The organism is Nitrospira calida (assembly GCF_976986435.1).
This window is the reverse complement of record NZ_OZ335950.1, coordinates 133,186-147,761: the sequence shown is the minus strand read 5'-3', so window position 1 is coordinate 147,761 and position 14,576 is coordinate 133,186. Positions and strand designations below refer to the sequence as shown.

Sequence of the window (14,576 nt, the reverse complement as noted above, 5' to 3'; positions counted from 1 at the left end):
TAAATTAAAAAATGGACAATACCCGGAGCGGCGACGGCGCTGACAAGAACGGAGGGAGAAGCCTCCGGACTACGGTTGAGGCAGCGCGAGGTCAGACGGCTGATCAGCCTGAGGTGCAGGAGCATCCGAGGTCGGTGGAATAGTCACGTCGGAGCCGCCCGTCTCTCCAGCCGAAGCGGCTTGCCCAGGCTGTGGAGCGGCCAAATCATCGAGAGGCTGGCTGCTCGGCGGCGCGGCCGAGGGGTCGGAACCCAACGGCGTGGGTCCCAGACGGGAGAAACTATGCCCCGCTTCGCCAGTCGCCGACTGCACCGGCGCACGCAGCGGTTCCTTTCGAGAGGATTCCGACGAATAGAGAACGATTTCGATGCGGCGATTCTTCCGCCGGCCTTCTTCGGTGACATTGCTTGCGACCGGCCTGGTGTCGCCGTACCCGACTGCCGAGAGCTGGGCCGAATCGATACCGCCCTTTTCGATCAAGTACCGCACGACGAAGGAGGCCCGCGCCTTGGACAGTTCCCAATTGGTCGGATACTTGGCTTTGAGCGAGGGACCGATCTCCACATTATCCGCATGACCCTCGACTCGAATGTGCTTGTCGGTCACGGTCTTGAGATAGTCGGCGATCTGCTCGAGGATCTTCATTCCGCCTGGCTTGACCGCGACTTCTCCCGATTCATATTCCAATTGATCTACGAGTTCATCCAGGTTGATCAACATGCGGCGGCCAACCTGCTGGAACTGAATCTTGTCTCTTCCGGCAGCAGGAACCGATTCGTCGGGCCTCCTCGCCTCCTCAACCATCGGGTCTGGTTGCGGCCGTTCCGGAAGCAGCAGACCTTCGGCAGGCCCGCCGACGTCGGAACCCTTCCACCGGAAGCGATCGCCTCGCAGAATGGGCGCAGTGGCCCGCGTCAACAAACCCGCCGCAGTGCCGTCTTCGAGCGCCAGGACTTTTACTTCTCCTAGGGTTCGCCGCGGAAGTCCCGAGCCGGTTCGGAAGACTTCGAGCCGGTCTCCGACCCTGAGCCCGTCAAGTCGCCCCTTGTCCAGGTAGACCAAGTTCCGTTGACCGATTAAGAACTGATTCGTCTGGACTTCGACAATCATGCCCTCGATCTCGCCGAAACCGCTGGCCCCCTGGGCCGCCTCTTCCTGAACCGGCGGGACGAATCGCATGACCCCGTCGCCGGGTGAGATGGCCGCATACGGACGGATAACGTGAGCCGTGATGAGCTCATGGTCGACTTGAACGACTCGGACCACTCCCAATATGTTGGTCAGAAACCCCAGGTAGCGGCCATTCGCCGGATGAAAGACCTTTCGGACACGCCTGTACACGGTGTACAGGTCGCCGACCATCGCTTCACCGGGGCTGGTCAACCGCAAATAGACGGTATCGCTTCCCCCGACGAGCATTCGGTTTCCGGTTGTCTGGTTGTCTCCGGTCAGCGAGTTGACGACCCCGTCCAAGGGAGTCGTTTCGCGAATATACCCGGCGGAAAACCGCAGGGCAGCCTCCCCGAGCCTGACGCTCTGGGCATCCTGAGCCTGCGCTTGGGCCTGGGTATTGAGCGATCCGCCGAGGACCATGCAGATTAGAAGAGCCGACAGAATTCCGGACGGCGGTATGCGCATCGGGGTCGTTCCAGATGTTGACTTGCCAACCATAGCAAACCATACTGGGTTGTCAAGCGATTTCAGGGCCTTGAGCGGACGTTGCCGTAGGAGTTTGTCCCCATGCCAAATCGATCCCGACCGCTCGAGCGGAAAAGCCAAGGTCCCGCTTCGCCGGGCCGTCGCCGAATCGACATCCAAATTCACCGCAGGAAGAAGATCAACGCGCTGTCCCCGCTTGAGATCGAATGGGATGTGCGGTCCGGCAATCCTCCTTCGGGACTGCGTATGGCTTCGGACAAGATGAAGCCGTAACGGTTAGGGTGCGTGCCTCTCCGATCCTTTCCGATTTTGATCGCCGGCACTCGCACCCAGTGCGGCCACTACGTTGAGACTCCAGATCCGGTAGGGCTTTCGGAGGGCCTGTGCTAGGTCCTTTGTTCGCTTGCTATTGCAATTCGGCGGGGTCTAAGATTTCCAATAGTCTTTTCAAGTCAAGGTCTTGAGCGAGAGCGGGGTGTATGACCGGTACTGAGCTTCTGCTGGATTACCTCACACGCTATTTTCCGGTTCTTCTGTTTATCGCGATCGCGCTGGCCTTTGGCGTTGTCACCCTTCTGGTGAGTTATCTGGTCCAGCCGAAATACCCGGAACCGGAGAAGCTCAGCCCGTACGAGTGCGGCAGTGAACCGTTTTCCGACGCGCGCATGCCGTTTCCGGTTCGCTATTACATCTTCGCAATGCTCTTCGTCATTTTCGACATCGAGGTCATCTTCCTGTACCCCTGGGCCGTGGTGTTCGATAAGATCGGATTGATCGGGCTGATCGAGATGTTGATCTTCATCGGCTTGTTTCTGGTCGCGTATGTCTATGCGTGGAGAAAAGGAGCGTTGGAGTGGGACTGAGCGGGTGAGTACGAAAGGGACGGAAACGAATGGGACTGATTCAGATTGGTCGGCACGAAAAGGACGGCCACCCCGACGTCATCACGACGACGGTCGAGAAAGCGGTGAACTGGGCGCGGAAGGGCTCCCTTTGGCCCTTGACGTTCGGCCTCGCGTGCTGCGCCATTGAAATGATCGCCGCCGTCTCCTCGCGCTACGACATGGACCGTTACGGGGCCGGTGTCTTTCGGGCGTCGCCGCGCCAATCCGACCTCATGATCGTGGCCGGCACTGTGTGTCGTCGTATGGCGCCGGTCATCCGTAAGATCTACGATCAAATGCCGGAACCCAAGTATGTCATCGCAATGGGATCCTGTGCCACATCCGGCAATATCTACGACAGCTACAGCGTGGTCCAGGGGGTGGACCGATTCGTGCCGGTGGACATCTACGTCCCCGGCTGCCCGCCGACTCCCGAAGCGCTGTTCGACGGCATTCTCAAGTTGCAAGAGCGCATCATGCAACGGCGGGTGTTTACGAAGCAACCGGAACAGGTCAAAACATAACACGTGCATCCTCTGGCGCAAAGAATCCAGGCCGCATTTCCGGACGGTTTCGTGAAAGCCGTCGAGTGGCGGGGGGATCTGGCCGTCACCGTCAAGCGGGAGGCCTTGCATCAAGTGGCGCAATTCCTCCACGACGATCCGGCGATGGATTTCGATTATATCGTCCACGTCAGTTCGGTCGACTGGCCGGATGACGAGGAGCGCTTCGAGGTGGTCTACGAGTTCTATTCGCTGAGGAAACGCCATCGGATCAGGTTGAAGACGCGGGTGCCCGAGTCGGATTGTGTTGTAGACTCGCTGACCGACATCTGGAAGGGCGCTGACTTCATGGAACGCGAGGTCTACGACATGATGGGGATCCGGTTCAGGAACCATCCCGATCTTCGTCGGATCCTCTTGCCGGACGATTACCCAGAAGGGTATCCGCTCAGGAAAGACTTCCCCTTGCGCGGCAAGGGGTGGCGTGACACGTTCGAATTTCTGAATGAAACCTAGCGAATGGCGAACGGCATCGAGCTATTCGCTCCCAGCTATCGGCTGCTTCGTTACGAAACGAAGATGAAACTCGAAGATCAACGGACAACGGTTTATAAGGTCGATCCCGAACATCCGGAGAGCGCGACGCTTCCCACACTTCGGACGGAAGAACTGCTTTTGAACATGGGGCCTCAGCACCCCAGCACGCACGGCGTGTTAAAAGTGATTCTGGAGTTGGAAGGAGAGCGGATCGTCAAGTCGACGCCGGTCATGGGATTCCTGCACCGGGGAGTCGAAAAACTGGCCGAGCATGGAACCTACCATCAATTCATTCCCCACACCGACCGGCTCGATTACGTCTGCGCCATGTACAACAATTTCGCCTACTGCCGGGCAGTCGAAAAGTTGATGAACATCACCGTCCCAGAACGGGCCGAGTATTTGCGCACCATCGTGGCAGAAGTCCAACGGATCATCGGCCATCAGTTCTGGCTCGGCACGCAGGCGCTCGACATCGGCGCCATGACCGTCTTCTTCTATTGTTTCCGCGATCGCGAGATCCTGCTGGACTGGTTCGACGAGTTATGCGGGGCCAGACTGACCACGAGTTGGTATCGCATCGGCGGGGTGGAGCGCGATTTCACCCCCTCGCTCATCGACAAGCTTCGCAAGTTCTTGGATTATTTTCCGCCCAAGATTGACGAGTACGTCGTGTTCCTGGAAAAAAACCGTATCTGGCTCGCGCGCACCAAAGGTGTGGCGGTGATCTCGGCCGAGGACGCGGTGAATTTCGGGCTCAGTGGTCCGACGCTCCGCGGGTCCGGCGTGGATTACGACCTGCGGAAATACGAACCCTATGCCGCGTATCCCCGCTGCGAGTTCAGTGTTCCGGTCGGCAAGAACGGCGATACGTACGACCGGTACTGGATCCGCATCCGAGAGATGTACGAAAGCGTCAAAATCATTCGGCAGTGTCTTGACCAAATGCCCGAAGGGCCGATCATGGCTGATGTGCCGAGCGTGACGCTGCCCCCAAAGAACCGGGTCTTCACCAATCTCGAGTCTATGATCCAGCAATTTAAGCTCTTCTCGCAGGGGTTCAATGCCCCTCCGGGCGAAATCTATTGCGGCACGGAGGCCCACAAGGGCGAGTTGGGCTTCTACATTGTGAGCACAGGCGGGGGGAAACCCTATCGCCTCAAAATTCGTGCCCCCTCGTTCATCCACATGGGTGCGTTCGATCACATGTCGCGCGGTTACATGATCGCGGACGCGGTGACGATCTTCGGGACCTACGACATCGTCATGGGGGAATGCGATAGATAAGAAAACACATCACTGGTCAACCGTTATTCGCCTCTCGGGCAATGAGAGCTCCGCAAATCTCTTTTCGCCGTGGATGAATGAAATGACTGGTGACGATTGACGCCTGACGGAGAGCGCTATGGCACTGAAACCGGCGACGAATCCTGAAGTCGAAGCGGCGACGATCGAACTGACGATCGACGGCCGGACCGTGACGGCCAAGGACGGAGTCTCCCTGTACGACGTCATCGCCAGCACGGGCAAGATCATTCCCGCCATGTGTTATCACTACACCTTCGATCCGTTCGGGTCCTGCGGGATGTGTCTGGTGATGCAGGAGGGCAAGAAAGCGCCCGTCCGGTCCTGCACGGCCAAGGCAACGGCCGGCATGGTCATCCGCACAGAAGGGGAGGATTTGTTCCAGGCCAGAAAGAAGGCGGTCGAGAAACACCTCTCGGTTCACCCGTTGGACTGTCCGGTGTGCGACGCCGACGGCCACTGCGAACTGCAGGACATGGCTTTTCTCCACGGCGTAACGAACCTCGCCAACGCCAAGCAGAAATTCATCCCGGAGGACACGCGCAGCCTGGTCCTGGACTTCAACATGAACCGCTGCATCGCCTGCGCCGAATGCATCAACGTCTGCAAGGACGTGCTGATGATCGACGCCTTGCAGTTCATGAAGAAGGGCGGCTTCAACCAGGTGGTGGCCAAAGGCGATCTTCCGCTCGCCTGCGAATTCTGCGGGGACTGCCTGGCAGTCTGCCCGGTGGGAGCGATCACGAACAAATATTCCAAGTACCGGTACAAGCCCTGGCAGATGAAGAAGACCATGACCACCTGCAACTACTGCGGGGACGGCTGCCAGATGTACTTGGAGACCAAGGATTCGGAGGTCATTCGCGTGACCTCGCCGCTGTCCTGGAAAAACAAGTGGGGCGACCGCGCGGAGACCGCCAAGGGTCACGGCGGGCTGTGCGTGCGGGGACGCTTCGGATTTCAATATCTCGACAGCGACACCCGGTTGAGGCAGCCGCTTGTCCGCAAGGCCAATCGGCTAGTGGAAACGCCCTGGCTTGAGACCATGTCCGCGCTCGTGTCTCGCCTGGCCGAGATCAAGGCGATGCACGGCCCTCAGGCGGTAGCCGGTTTGATTACGGCCCGCTGCACAAACGAAGAACTCTATCTCTTCCAGAAGCTCATGCGGGCGGTGATCGGCACCAATCAGCTCGACAGCAGTGCGCGCTATGGGCATCTCAACTTCGTCCACGCCGCCCGGCGCGCGCTTGGCGTCGGTCGGATGGCCAACGATTGGGAAGACATTACCAAGGCCAAAGCGATCCTCTTAGTCGGCAGCAACATCACCGAAACCAACCCGCTCACCGCCGTGCGCGTCAAAGAGTCGATCCGCGTCTACAAATCGCAGGTCATCGTCGTGGACTCCGCCAACACCAACATCGCCAAGCTGGCATCCCATCCCCTGCTGATCAAGCCGGGTACCGAGGGACTGTTCATCGACGGGTTGGTCAAGTCGGTCATCGACCAGGACCTGGTGGACGAAGAGGCGACCGGTCAGCATCCGGAGGCGTTCGCCGCGCTCAAAGAAGCGGCCGCCGGGATTTCGCTCGAACAGATCGCCGACCGCACCGGCGTCGCGGGCGAACAAATCCGCGAAGCCGCGACGATCTTCGCTGAAGCGACGCGGGCTATCGCCCTCTGCGCGGAAGGCGTCGTGCGGCGGGCGAACGGGTACCAAAACGTGCTCAAGCTGATCGACCTGGCCTGGGTGACCGGCAAACTCGGTCGGCCCGGATGCGGCGTGGGCACGCTCACCGAGGAAAACAACGAGCAAGGCGCGGTGGACATGGGTGTGGCTCCGGAGTTTTTACCGGGCCAGGCACGCTTCGACGACCCGGCCGCGCGTGAGCGGTTCGCCAAGGCCTGGGACGCCCCACTGCCGCCCGTCGGCACGGGGGCGACTCTCATGGAGATCCTGGCGCGCTGCCGGAGCGGGCAGATTAAAGCACTCTACCTCGTTGGTGAAAACCCGCTCGCCACGCTACCCGCGTCCGTCGACGTGAGAGCCGCATTGGATCGGCTCGACCTACTGATCTGCCAGGATCCCTTCCTGACGGAGACCGGGCAACTTGCCCACTTTGTGCTGCCGGCGTGCACCTACGCGGAAAAAGAAGGAACCTTCACCAATCTGGAAGGGAAGGTCCTGCGCGTGCGGCAGGCGATGGACCCTTTCGGCGAGAGCGTGCCCGACTGGCACATCATGACAGCGATGGCGAACGGGTTGGGTCGCCAATGGGAATACGAGACCGCGCAGGATATTCAGAACGAGATCATGAAACTCCTGCCGGGGTACTACAATCTGGGGCAACCACGGAAGATCACCCCAAAACCGGAAGCGTCCTATCTCTCGAACGGCTATGCGGCCGAGGTCAAGAGTCGTTACTCCTCAAACAGCACGCAGCGACTGGGGGCGGAGCACAACCATCGGTTCGGTTTGACGATAGGGCAAGTCCTCTACCATTCCGGCAAGCTGTCCACCCAGGCCTCCGGACTGATCAAGATCGCTCCCAACACGGGGCGGCTTCGGATGAACCCGCAGGACATCGAACGACTCGGGCTCGGAGAGCACGCGAAAGTCAGGGTCACGTCGGAACGGGGATGGGTGGAACTTGGGGTGGAGGCCGATTGGGCCGTCATGCCGGGCACCTGCTTTTTCCCGGAGCATTTCAATCAGCCTCCGGTCAAGGACCTGATGCCGGTCGAGGTGGATCCGACCACCGGGGTTCCGTCTTTCAAGTTCGCATGGGTCAATATTGAAAAGGCCGGCGGTTAAGAGTAAGCTCTTTCAGCTTTGCGCAGCCACAGTCCCGAGCGGAGACCAAGATGAACGTCGGCGCCCTCGCGAAAAAAGTGCTTCAGGCCGCGTTGTTTTATGAAATCTGGGACGCAATGAAGGTGACCTTCAAGCACATGTTCCACCGTCCCATCACATTCCAGTATCCTCGCGAACATCGGACCATCCCCGACACGCATCGGGGCGCGCTCGGGCTCCTGCGCTACGACGACGGTCAGGAACGGTGCGTCGGCTGCGACTTGTGCGAAGCTGCCTGCCCTTCCCACTGCATCAAAGTCATCAGTGCGGAGGACAAAACCCGGCCTCTTCAGCGATACGCCAGCGAGTTCTACATCGATATCACGAAGTGCGTCTTCTGCGGCTATTGCGTGGAAGCCTGTCCGGTCAACGCCTTGGCCATGACCAAGATGTACGAATATTCTACCCACGACAAACGCCAACTGCTGTTCGACAAGAAGCGGCTTTACGAGATCGGCGAGCGCCATCTCGCTGACGCCAAGAAGTACTTGCAAGCGCATAACCAGGAAAAGGACGACGAGTGGAGCCGTGAATACCGATACTTTTTCCCCCAGTCGGTTCTCAAGCCCACGCAGCCGCCGCCTAAACATCTGAGCTGATCCGACCTGCATGGTCCCGGTCTTTTTTGCCTATTTTTCCCTGGTGAGCATTGCAGCGGGAATTTTGACCGTCGCGTTGAAGAATCCCGTCCACTGCGGGCTCGCCTTGTTGACGCTGTTGCTGCACGTCGCCGGCCTGTTCGTGCTGCTCAACGCTGAATTTCTCTTCGCGGTGCAGATCATCGTGTACGCCGGCGCGATTTTGGTCCTCTACCTCTTCGTCCTGATGTTGCTCAATTTGAAGACCGAAGAGCGGTACTTCCATACGCGCTACGCGCTGATCCTTTTCGCCACCGTCGGTATCGCCGGCGAACTGCTGCTCCTGGTGCTCCGGTCACCGTTCGGCGGATCGAAAGGCGACGCGCCGACGGAAGCGATTCTACAAAACGGCGCCAGCCATGCGGTCGGCATCAAGATGTTCAGCGATTACCTCCTGCCGTTCGAGATTGTCGGGGTCTTCTTGCTAGGGGCGATCATCGGCGCGATCGTGCTCGCGAAGACGCCGACTTCCGTCGAAGGACGCGAAACGTGACGGGGGAGGCCTTGGGGATGAGGGAATGAGAAGCGAAGCGGAGGCAGAGGTGTGAACGTCACCCGTGACGCTTCACGCCACGACATTCAGCCATGGTTCCATTGAGCGCATACGTGGCCGTCAGTGCGATCCTGTTCGCCACCGGCTTGATTGGCGTGCTGATCCGCCGAAACTTCATCATCGTCCTGATGGCGGTGGAAATCATGCTGAACGCCGCTAACATCAACCTGGTGGCCTTCTCACATTACCTGGAGTCGATGGCTGGCCAGATCGTCGCCCTCTTTGTCATTGCCATTGCCGCGGGAGAAGCGGCGGTGGGTCTGGCCATCATCATCGTCGTGTTTCGAGGCAAGATTTCGACCAACGTGGACGAAATGAATTTGTTGAAGTGGTGACGTGTTCGAGCTGCTCGTCGTTCTGATCCCGCTTTTGCCGCTGACGGCCGTGATCCTCAACGGCCTGTTCGGCCACCGCTATTCCCACGAGGCCGCACATAAGCTCGCCTGGGGGTCGGTCGGGCTGTCGTTTCTCTGCGCCGTCGGCGTTTTTGCCGACACGCTGAAGTCCGGCGGGGCCGCCCGCGAGGTGACGGCCTACCAATGGATCTTCGGCGGCGACCTGACGATCAACCTGGCTTTCCTGATCGATCCGCTGACCTGCATCATGCTGCTGGTCGTCACCGGCGTGGGCTTCCTTATCCACGTCTATTCCGTCGGGTACATGCACGGCGAAGAGGGATTCACCCGCTTCTTTACTTACATGAACCTTTTCATGGTCTCCATGTTGCTGCTGGTGATGGGCAACAACTATGCGGTACTGTTCATTGGGTGGGAAGGCGTCGGACTTTGCTCGTATCTGTTGATCGGCTACTATTACGACCGCGTGTCGGCCGCCAAGGCGGCGACCAAGGCCTTCGTCGTCAATCGGATCGGAGACGCCGGCTTCCTGCTCGCGATTTTCCTCGTCTTCGTCAATTTCAGGACCCTCGATTACACCCGGGTGTTCGCGCAGGCCGGGTCGCTGGCGCCCGAGACCGCCACTGCCATCGCACTCTGCCTGCTCATCGGCGCCGTCGGCAAGTCGGCGCAGATTCCGCTCTACACCTGGTTGCCCGACGCCATGGAAGGACCGACGCCGGTCAGCGCACTCATCCATGCCGCCACGATGGTCACCGCCGGCGTGTACATGATCGTTCGCAATCACGTGATCTACGATCTCTCGCCGGTCGCGATGACAGCGGTGGCGTGGATCGGGGGCGTCACGGCGCTTTTCGCCGCGACGATCGGCTTGGTGCAGACCGATATCAAGCGGGTATTGGCCTACTCGACGGTGAGCCAGTTGGGGTACATGTTTCTCGGCTGCGGAATCGGCGCGTACGCCGCCGCTATTTTTCACCTCATGACCCATGCGTTCTTCAAGGCCTTGCTCTTCCTTTCCGCCGGCTCGGTGATCCATGCCCTCTCTGGCGAACAGGATATCCGCAAGATGGGCGGCCTCAAATCGAAGATCCCTTGGACGCACCGATTGTTCCTGATCGGAACCCTGGCCATCGCGGGCATCTTCCCTCTGGCCGGGTTCTGGAGCAAAGACGAGATCATGGCCCACGCGTTCACGCACCGGCACTACGGCCTGTACGCGATGGCCGCGCTAGGCGCGTTCCTCACGGCGTTCTATATGTTCCGCTTGACCTACCTCACGTTCTACGGTGAGTCGCGGGTGGCTCACCATACGGCCGAGCACATCCACGAGTCTCCGCCGGTGATGCTCGTACCCCTGGTCGTACTGGCGGCGCTGTCGGTCGTCGGCGGGTTCCCCGGCGTCCCGCCGGAGAACGGCTGGTTCCACCGTTTTCTCGCGCCCGTCACCGCCGCAGGCGCAGAAGCTCATGAACCGCATATCGGGGTGGTGCTGATGTTGATAGGCGTCGCCACCACGATCGCGCTCGCGGGGTGGGGGCTGGCCCATTATCTGTACAGCGTCCGTCCGGGGACAGCGGACAGATGGGCTGCACGCCTCTCATTAGCCTACGGGATGCTGTTGAACAAATACTATGTCGATGAGATCTACGACGCGCTGTTCGTCGAACCGACGAAGCGCCTGGGAATGCTGCTGGATTGGTTCGACCGAACCGTTATCGACGGGATCGTCCGTGCGGTCGGCCAGTTCACGGAAACCGGTTCGGCCGTTAGCACCTGGATCGAGAAGCACGTCATCTACGGCGTCCTGAACGTCATCGGGTACGCCAATCACTTGGCCGCGCGGTCCTGGCGCCGGCTTCAGAGCGGCATGGTCCACCATTACGCGGCCATCATCGTCGCGGGGCTGTTCATCTTGGTCCATCTGATGCTCGTCTGGTGGACCGGGTCGTCTCCCATCGGGATCGCGTTACGGTAAAGCGCGCAAAGGGCGTTGCGTCATGTTGGAAGAATTCAGCGCAGGGTTCCCCATTCTCTCCTGTCTGCTCTTCCTTCCGTTGCTCGGCGCCGCGGCGCTGTGGTGGCTGGAGGATGAGGACCTGGTGAAGGTCACGGCCCTGGCGGTCTCGTTGCTGGAGCTGGCGCTCGCCGTGTTCGTGCTCCTGCGCTTCGTGCCAGAATCGCCGGCCATGCAGTTCACGGAGCGGGCACGGTGGATTCCTCCATTGGGGATCAGCTACCACCTGGCGGTGGACGGCATCAGCGTGTTGTTCGTCGGCTTGACGGCGTTCCTGACTGTGCTGATCGTGATCTATTCCTGGGAGACGGTCCGGCACCAGGCGAAGCTGTACCTGATGGCGCTGCTGGCGCTGGAGAGCACGATCATCGGAATCTTCGTCTCGCTCGACCTGATCCTCTTTTTCGTCTTTTGGGAGCTCATGCTGATCCCCAGCTATTTCTTGATCAAGCTCTGGGGCAGCGGACCCGAGCGGCACTATGCAGCGCTGAAGTACGTTCTGTACACGTTGTTGGGCAGTGTCTTCATGTTGGTGGGGTTCGCCCTGCTCAACCTTAATTATCATCGGTGGGCTGTCACGCATCATGTCGAACCGTCCTATTCGTTCGACCTGCTCGAGCTGCTCACGGTGCCGGTGCCGGTCGAGCAACAGGTGTTGATCTTCTGGCTGATCTTCCTGGGACTGGCCTTCAAGGCCCCGGTGTTTCCCTTCCATACCTGGCTACCTGACGCCCTGCTCGAGGGCCCCATCGGAATGGCCGTGGTGCTGGCGGGGCTGAAGTTGGGCACCTACGGGTTCCTGCGATTCAGCATTCCGCTCCTGCCGGAGGCCTCCAGGAGCGAAGGCGTCGTGACGGTCGTGATGGCGCTGGCGCTTGCTGGAATTCTCTACGGCGCGATCACGGCTTTGATCCAGCCGGACTTTCGCCGGCTCCTGGCGTTCAGCAGCATCAGCCACCTGGGTTTCTGCGTGGTCGGGCTGTTCGCCCTGAACTTTCAAGGACTGCAAGGTAGCCTGCTCACGATGATCAATCTCGGCTTTACCACCGCCGGCTTGTTCTTCATCGCCGGATTCCTGTACGCGAGGCGGCACAGCACGCAACTGCCGGCATTGGGAGGGGGACTTGCCAGGCAGGTGCCGCTGCTCGCCACGTTCCTGCTCATCATCGGCCTGGCGTCCATCGGATTGCCCGGCACAAACGGGTTCGTGGGCGAGTTTTTGGTCCTCCTGGGAGCGTTCAAAGCCAAGTGGGTGTACGGGGCCATTGCGGTGACCGCGGTCATTTTCGGAGCAGCCTATTTTCTGTGGTATTACGAGCGGTTAATGATGGGGCCTTTGACAATGGGCCCCGGACAGGCGATGCCCGATCTGCACGGTCGGGAGACCGCCATCGCAGTTTCCCTCTGCGTGATGATCCTTTGGATCGGGCTCTATCCCGCTCCGTTCCTACGGATGATGAACGGATCGGTCCAGGCGCTGATGGACCGGCTGGAACGGGGCACGGTCGCGGAACTTCGGGGAGAGGTTAGGGGTCAGGCGCCGGGGGAGAGCATACCCATGGCGTCGATGTCTTCACCGCTTTCGTCTCCGCAACCCGCACGCGCCCACTCTGACGGGAACTAGACGATGGCCGACTATACGCTGTTGTACATCTTGTTCGCGCCGTTTGTTGGGGCTATCGCGCTGGTGTTCGTCTCAAACCGGCAGGCGCTCTTGGTGCGCGGGATCGCCGCGGTCTCGGCCGGGATCTCGCTGCTCGCGTCGTTTTACCTCTTCTACGCCTACGACCCCGTCAAGGGCGGGTTCCAATTCGTCTGGCGGCACGAATGGTCCAGGCAACTCGGCGTGTCTCTCTACCTCGGCGTGGACGGCATCGGTACCCCGTTGGTCCTGGCCTCTTCCATTCTGCTGTTCGCCGGCATCTTCGTCTCCTGGCACATCAAGGACCGCACCAAGGAGTTCTACATCTCGCTCCTGGTATTGGCCGCCGCGACGATCGGCGTCTTCATGTCGCTGGACCTCTTTTTCCTCTATTTCTTCTACGAGATGTCCGTGATCCCCATGTACCTCCTGCTCGGTATCTGGGGGAGTCACACCAAGGGCTATCTTGAAATGACCGACCCTGAGGGGCTGAAAAAGCGGGACTCCGTCGGTTTCATCTTCAATTTCGCCTCGAACAGCAAGGAATACGCGGCGATGAAGCTGACGCTGTTCCTCTCGGCGGGAGCGGTTGTCGCGCTGATGGGGATCCTCCTGATCTACAAATTCTCCGGGCTCAACACGTTCGACATCCTGGTGCTGCGCGAGAAGGCGAAGTTCACCGGGCTGCTGGCGGACATCATCTGGCTCCTGATCTTTTTCGGCTTCGCCTCCATCGCACCGATCTGGCCGTTGCACTCGTGGTCGCCGGTCGGCCATGCCGCCGCGCCCGCTGCCACGAGCATGTTGCACGCCGGTGTGCTGATGAAGCTGGGGCACTTCTCGATCATCCGGGTAGCCTTCGAAATCCTGCCGGAGACGACGCGGGAGCTGATGCCGATCGCCGCCGTGCTGTGCGTCTTCAGCATCATCTACGGCGGCTTCGTCGCCTTCTACGCCAAGGACACCAAGTACGTGATCGGTTATTCCAGCTCCAGTCACATGGGGTACGTGTTCCTCGGCATGGCAGCGCTGGATTACATCAGCCTCACCGGCGCCGTGTTGTACATGTTCGCCCACGCCTTGGCGACGGGCATGCTCTTCGCCATGGCTGGCTGGGTCTACGACCAGACGCATTCGCGGGACATCCCCTCGCTGGGCGGACTGGTCAACCGCATGCCGTTCATCGCGGGATGTTTCATCGTGGCCTGCATGGCCTCGATCGGCATGCCAGGCACGGTGAACTTCATCGCCGAAATCATGATCATCGTGGGCAGTTGGAGCAAGTACCCGCTGCAGGTCCTCGTCGCTGTGGTCGGCATCGTGCTCACGATGGCCTATCTCTTCCGGATGATGCGCGGAGTCTTTTACGGACCGATGTCGCAGCACTACAGCCACGCCCATGACGCGGTGGCGGCCGTCGACCGACTGCCGTTGCTCTTGATGATCGCCTGCAGCGTCGGCTTCGGCATTTTCCCCGGACATTTTTATTCGGTGATCCGATCCGGTGTCGATCCAGTGATCGCGCGCATCACGCAGGTGGTGCCGGTCGCGTCGGCGGAACCGGACAATAGTCCTCAGCTCCCAGCGGCGAGCGAAAAGCGCGTGGCAAGCAGCGAGTAGTTCCCAGCAAG

General features: G+C 60.0%; 13 protein-coding genes. 12 read left to right on the top strand and 1 reads right to left on the bottom strand.

Annotation, left to right across the window (positions count from 1 at the left end; translation table 11 throughout):
• Window positions 1–69: 69 nt before the first annotated feature.
• Window positions 70–1,638, bottom strand: coding sequence for an OmpA family protein (locus tag ACWHTU_RS00805; protein WP_447861029.1), 1,569 nt, complete (start codon window positions 1,636–1,638; stop codon window positions 70–72).
• Between the two features lie 102 nt (window positions 1,639–1,740).
• On the opposite strand from ACWHTU_RS00805, the gene ACWHTU_RS00800 reads away from it, so the two are divergent.
• The 12 genes from ACWHTU_RS00800 to ACWHTU_RS00745 all read left to right on the top strand — a co-directional run bounded on the left by ACWHTU_RS00800 (window position 1,741) and on the right by ACWHTU_RS00745 (window position 14,565).
• Window positions 1,741–1,932 carry a hypothetical protein gene (locus ACWHTU_RS00800; protein WP_447861028.1) on the top strand — a complete coding sequence of 64 codons (192 nt, stop codon included), beginning with the start codon at window positions 1,741–1,743 and terminating at the stop codon, window positions 1,930–1,932.
• Between the two features lie 206 nt (window positions 1,933–2,138).
• Window positions 2,139–2,522 (top strand): NADH-quinone oxidoreductase subunit A, encoded by a 384-nt coding sequence (locus tag ACWHTU_RS00795; protein WP_447861027.1) that lies wholly within the window; start codon window positions 2,139–2,141, stop codon window positions 2,520–2,522.
• A 29-nt stretch (window positions 2,523–2,551) separates the two neighbouring features.
• Complete coding sequence (locus ACWHTU_RS00790; RefSeq protein WP_447861026.1) at window positions 2,552–3,067, top strand: NADH-quinone oxidoreductase subunit B; 516 nt, start codon at window positions 2,552–2,554, stop codon at window positions 3,065–3,067.
• A 51-nt stretch (window positions 3,068–3,118) separates the two neighbouring features.
• Window positions 3,119–3,562 carry an NADH-quinone oxidoreductase subunit C gene (locus ACWHTU_RS00785; protein WP_447861025.1) on the top strand — a complete coding sequence of 148 codons (444 nt, stop codon included), beginning with the start codon at window positions 3,119–3,121 and terminating at the stop codon, window positions 3,560–3,562.
• Between the two features lie 3 nt (window positions 3,563–3,565).
• Complete coding sequence (nuoD, locus tag ACWHTU_RS00780; RefSeq protein ID WP_447861024.1) at window positions 3,566–4,870, top strand: NADH dehydrogenase (quinone) subunit D; 1,305 nt, start codon at window positions 3,566–3,568, stop codon at window positions 4,868–4,870.
• Between the two features lie 118 nt (window positions 4,871–4,988).
• Window positions 4,989–7,700: a molybdopterin-dependent oxidoreductase gene (locus tag ACWHTU_RS00775; protein ID WP_447861023.1), complete on the top strand. Its 2,712-nt coding sequence runs from the start codon at window positions 4,989–4,991 to the stop codon at window positions 7,698–7,700.
• A 50-nt stretch (window positions 7,701–7,750) separates the two neighbouring features.
• Complete coding sequence (gene nuoI / locus ACWHTU_RS00770) at window positions 7,751–8,338, top strand: NADH-quinone oxidoreductase subunit NuoI (protein ID WP_447861022.1); 588 nt, start codon at window positions 7,751–7,753, stop codon at window positions 8,336–8,338.
• A gap of 10 nt (window positions 8,339–8,348) precedes the next feature.
• Window positions 8,349–8,870, top strand: coding sequence for an NADH-quinone oxidoreductase subunit J family protein (locus ACWHTU_RS00765; protein WP_447861021.1), 522 nt, complete (start codon window positions 8,349–8,351; stop codon window positions 8,868–8,870).
• Between the two features lie 92 nt (window positions 8,871–8,962).
• The gene (nuoK, locus tag ACWHTU_RS00760; protein ID WP_447861020.1) at window positions 8,963–9,265 is read left to right on the top strand and encodes an NADH-quinone oxidoreductase subunit NuoK; all 303 of its coding nucleotides are present in this window, start codon (window positions 8,963–8,965) and stop codon (window positions 9,263–9,265) included.
• Window position 9,266: 1 nt separating this feature from the next.
• Window positions 9,267–11,264 (top strand): NADH-quinone oxidoreductase subunit L, encoded by a 1,998-nt coding sequence (gene nuoL, locus ACWHTU_RS00755; protein WP_447861019.1) that lies wholly within the window; start codon window positions 9,267–9,269, stop codon window positions 11,262–11,264.
• 22 nt (window positions 11,265–11,286) lie between these two features.
• Window positions 11,287–12,927, top strand: coding sequence for a complex I subunit 4 family protein (locus ACWHTU_RS00750; RefSeq protein ID WP_447861018.1), 1,641 nt, complete (start codon window positions 11,287–11,289; stop codon window positions 12,925–12,927).
• 3 nt (window positions 12,928–12,930) lie between these two features.
• On the top strand, window positions 12,931–14,565 hold the full coding sequence (locus tag ACWHTU_RS00745; protein ID WP_447861017.1) for a complex I subunit 4 family protein: 1,635 nt from the start codon (window positions 12,931–12,933) through the stop codon (window positions 14,563–14,565).
• Window positions 14,566–14,576 lie beyond the last annotated feature (11 nt).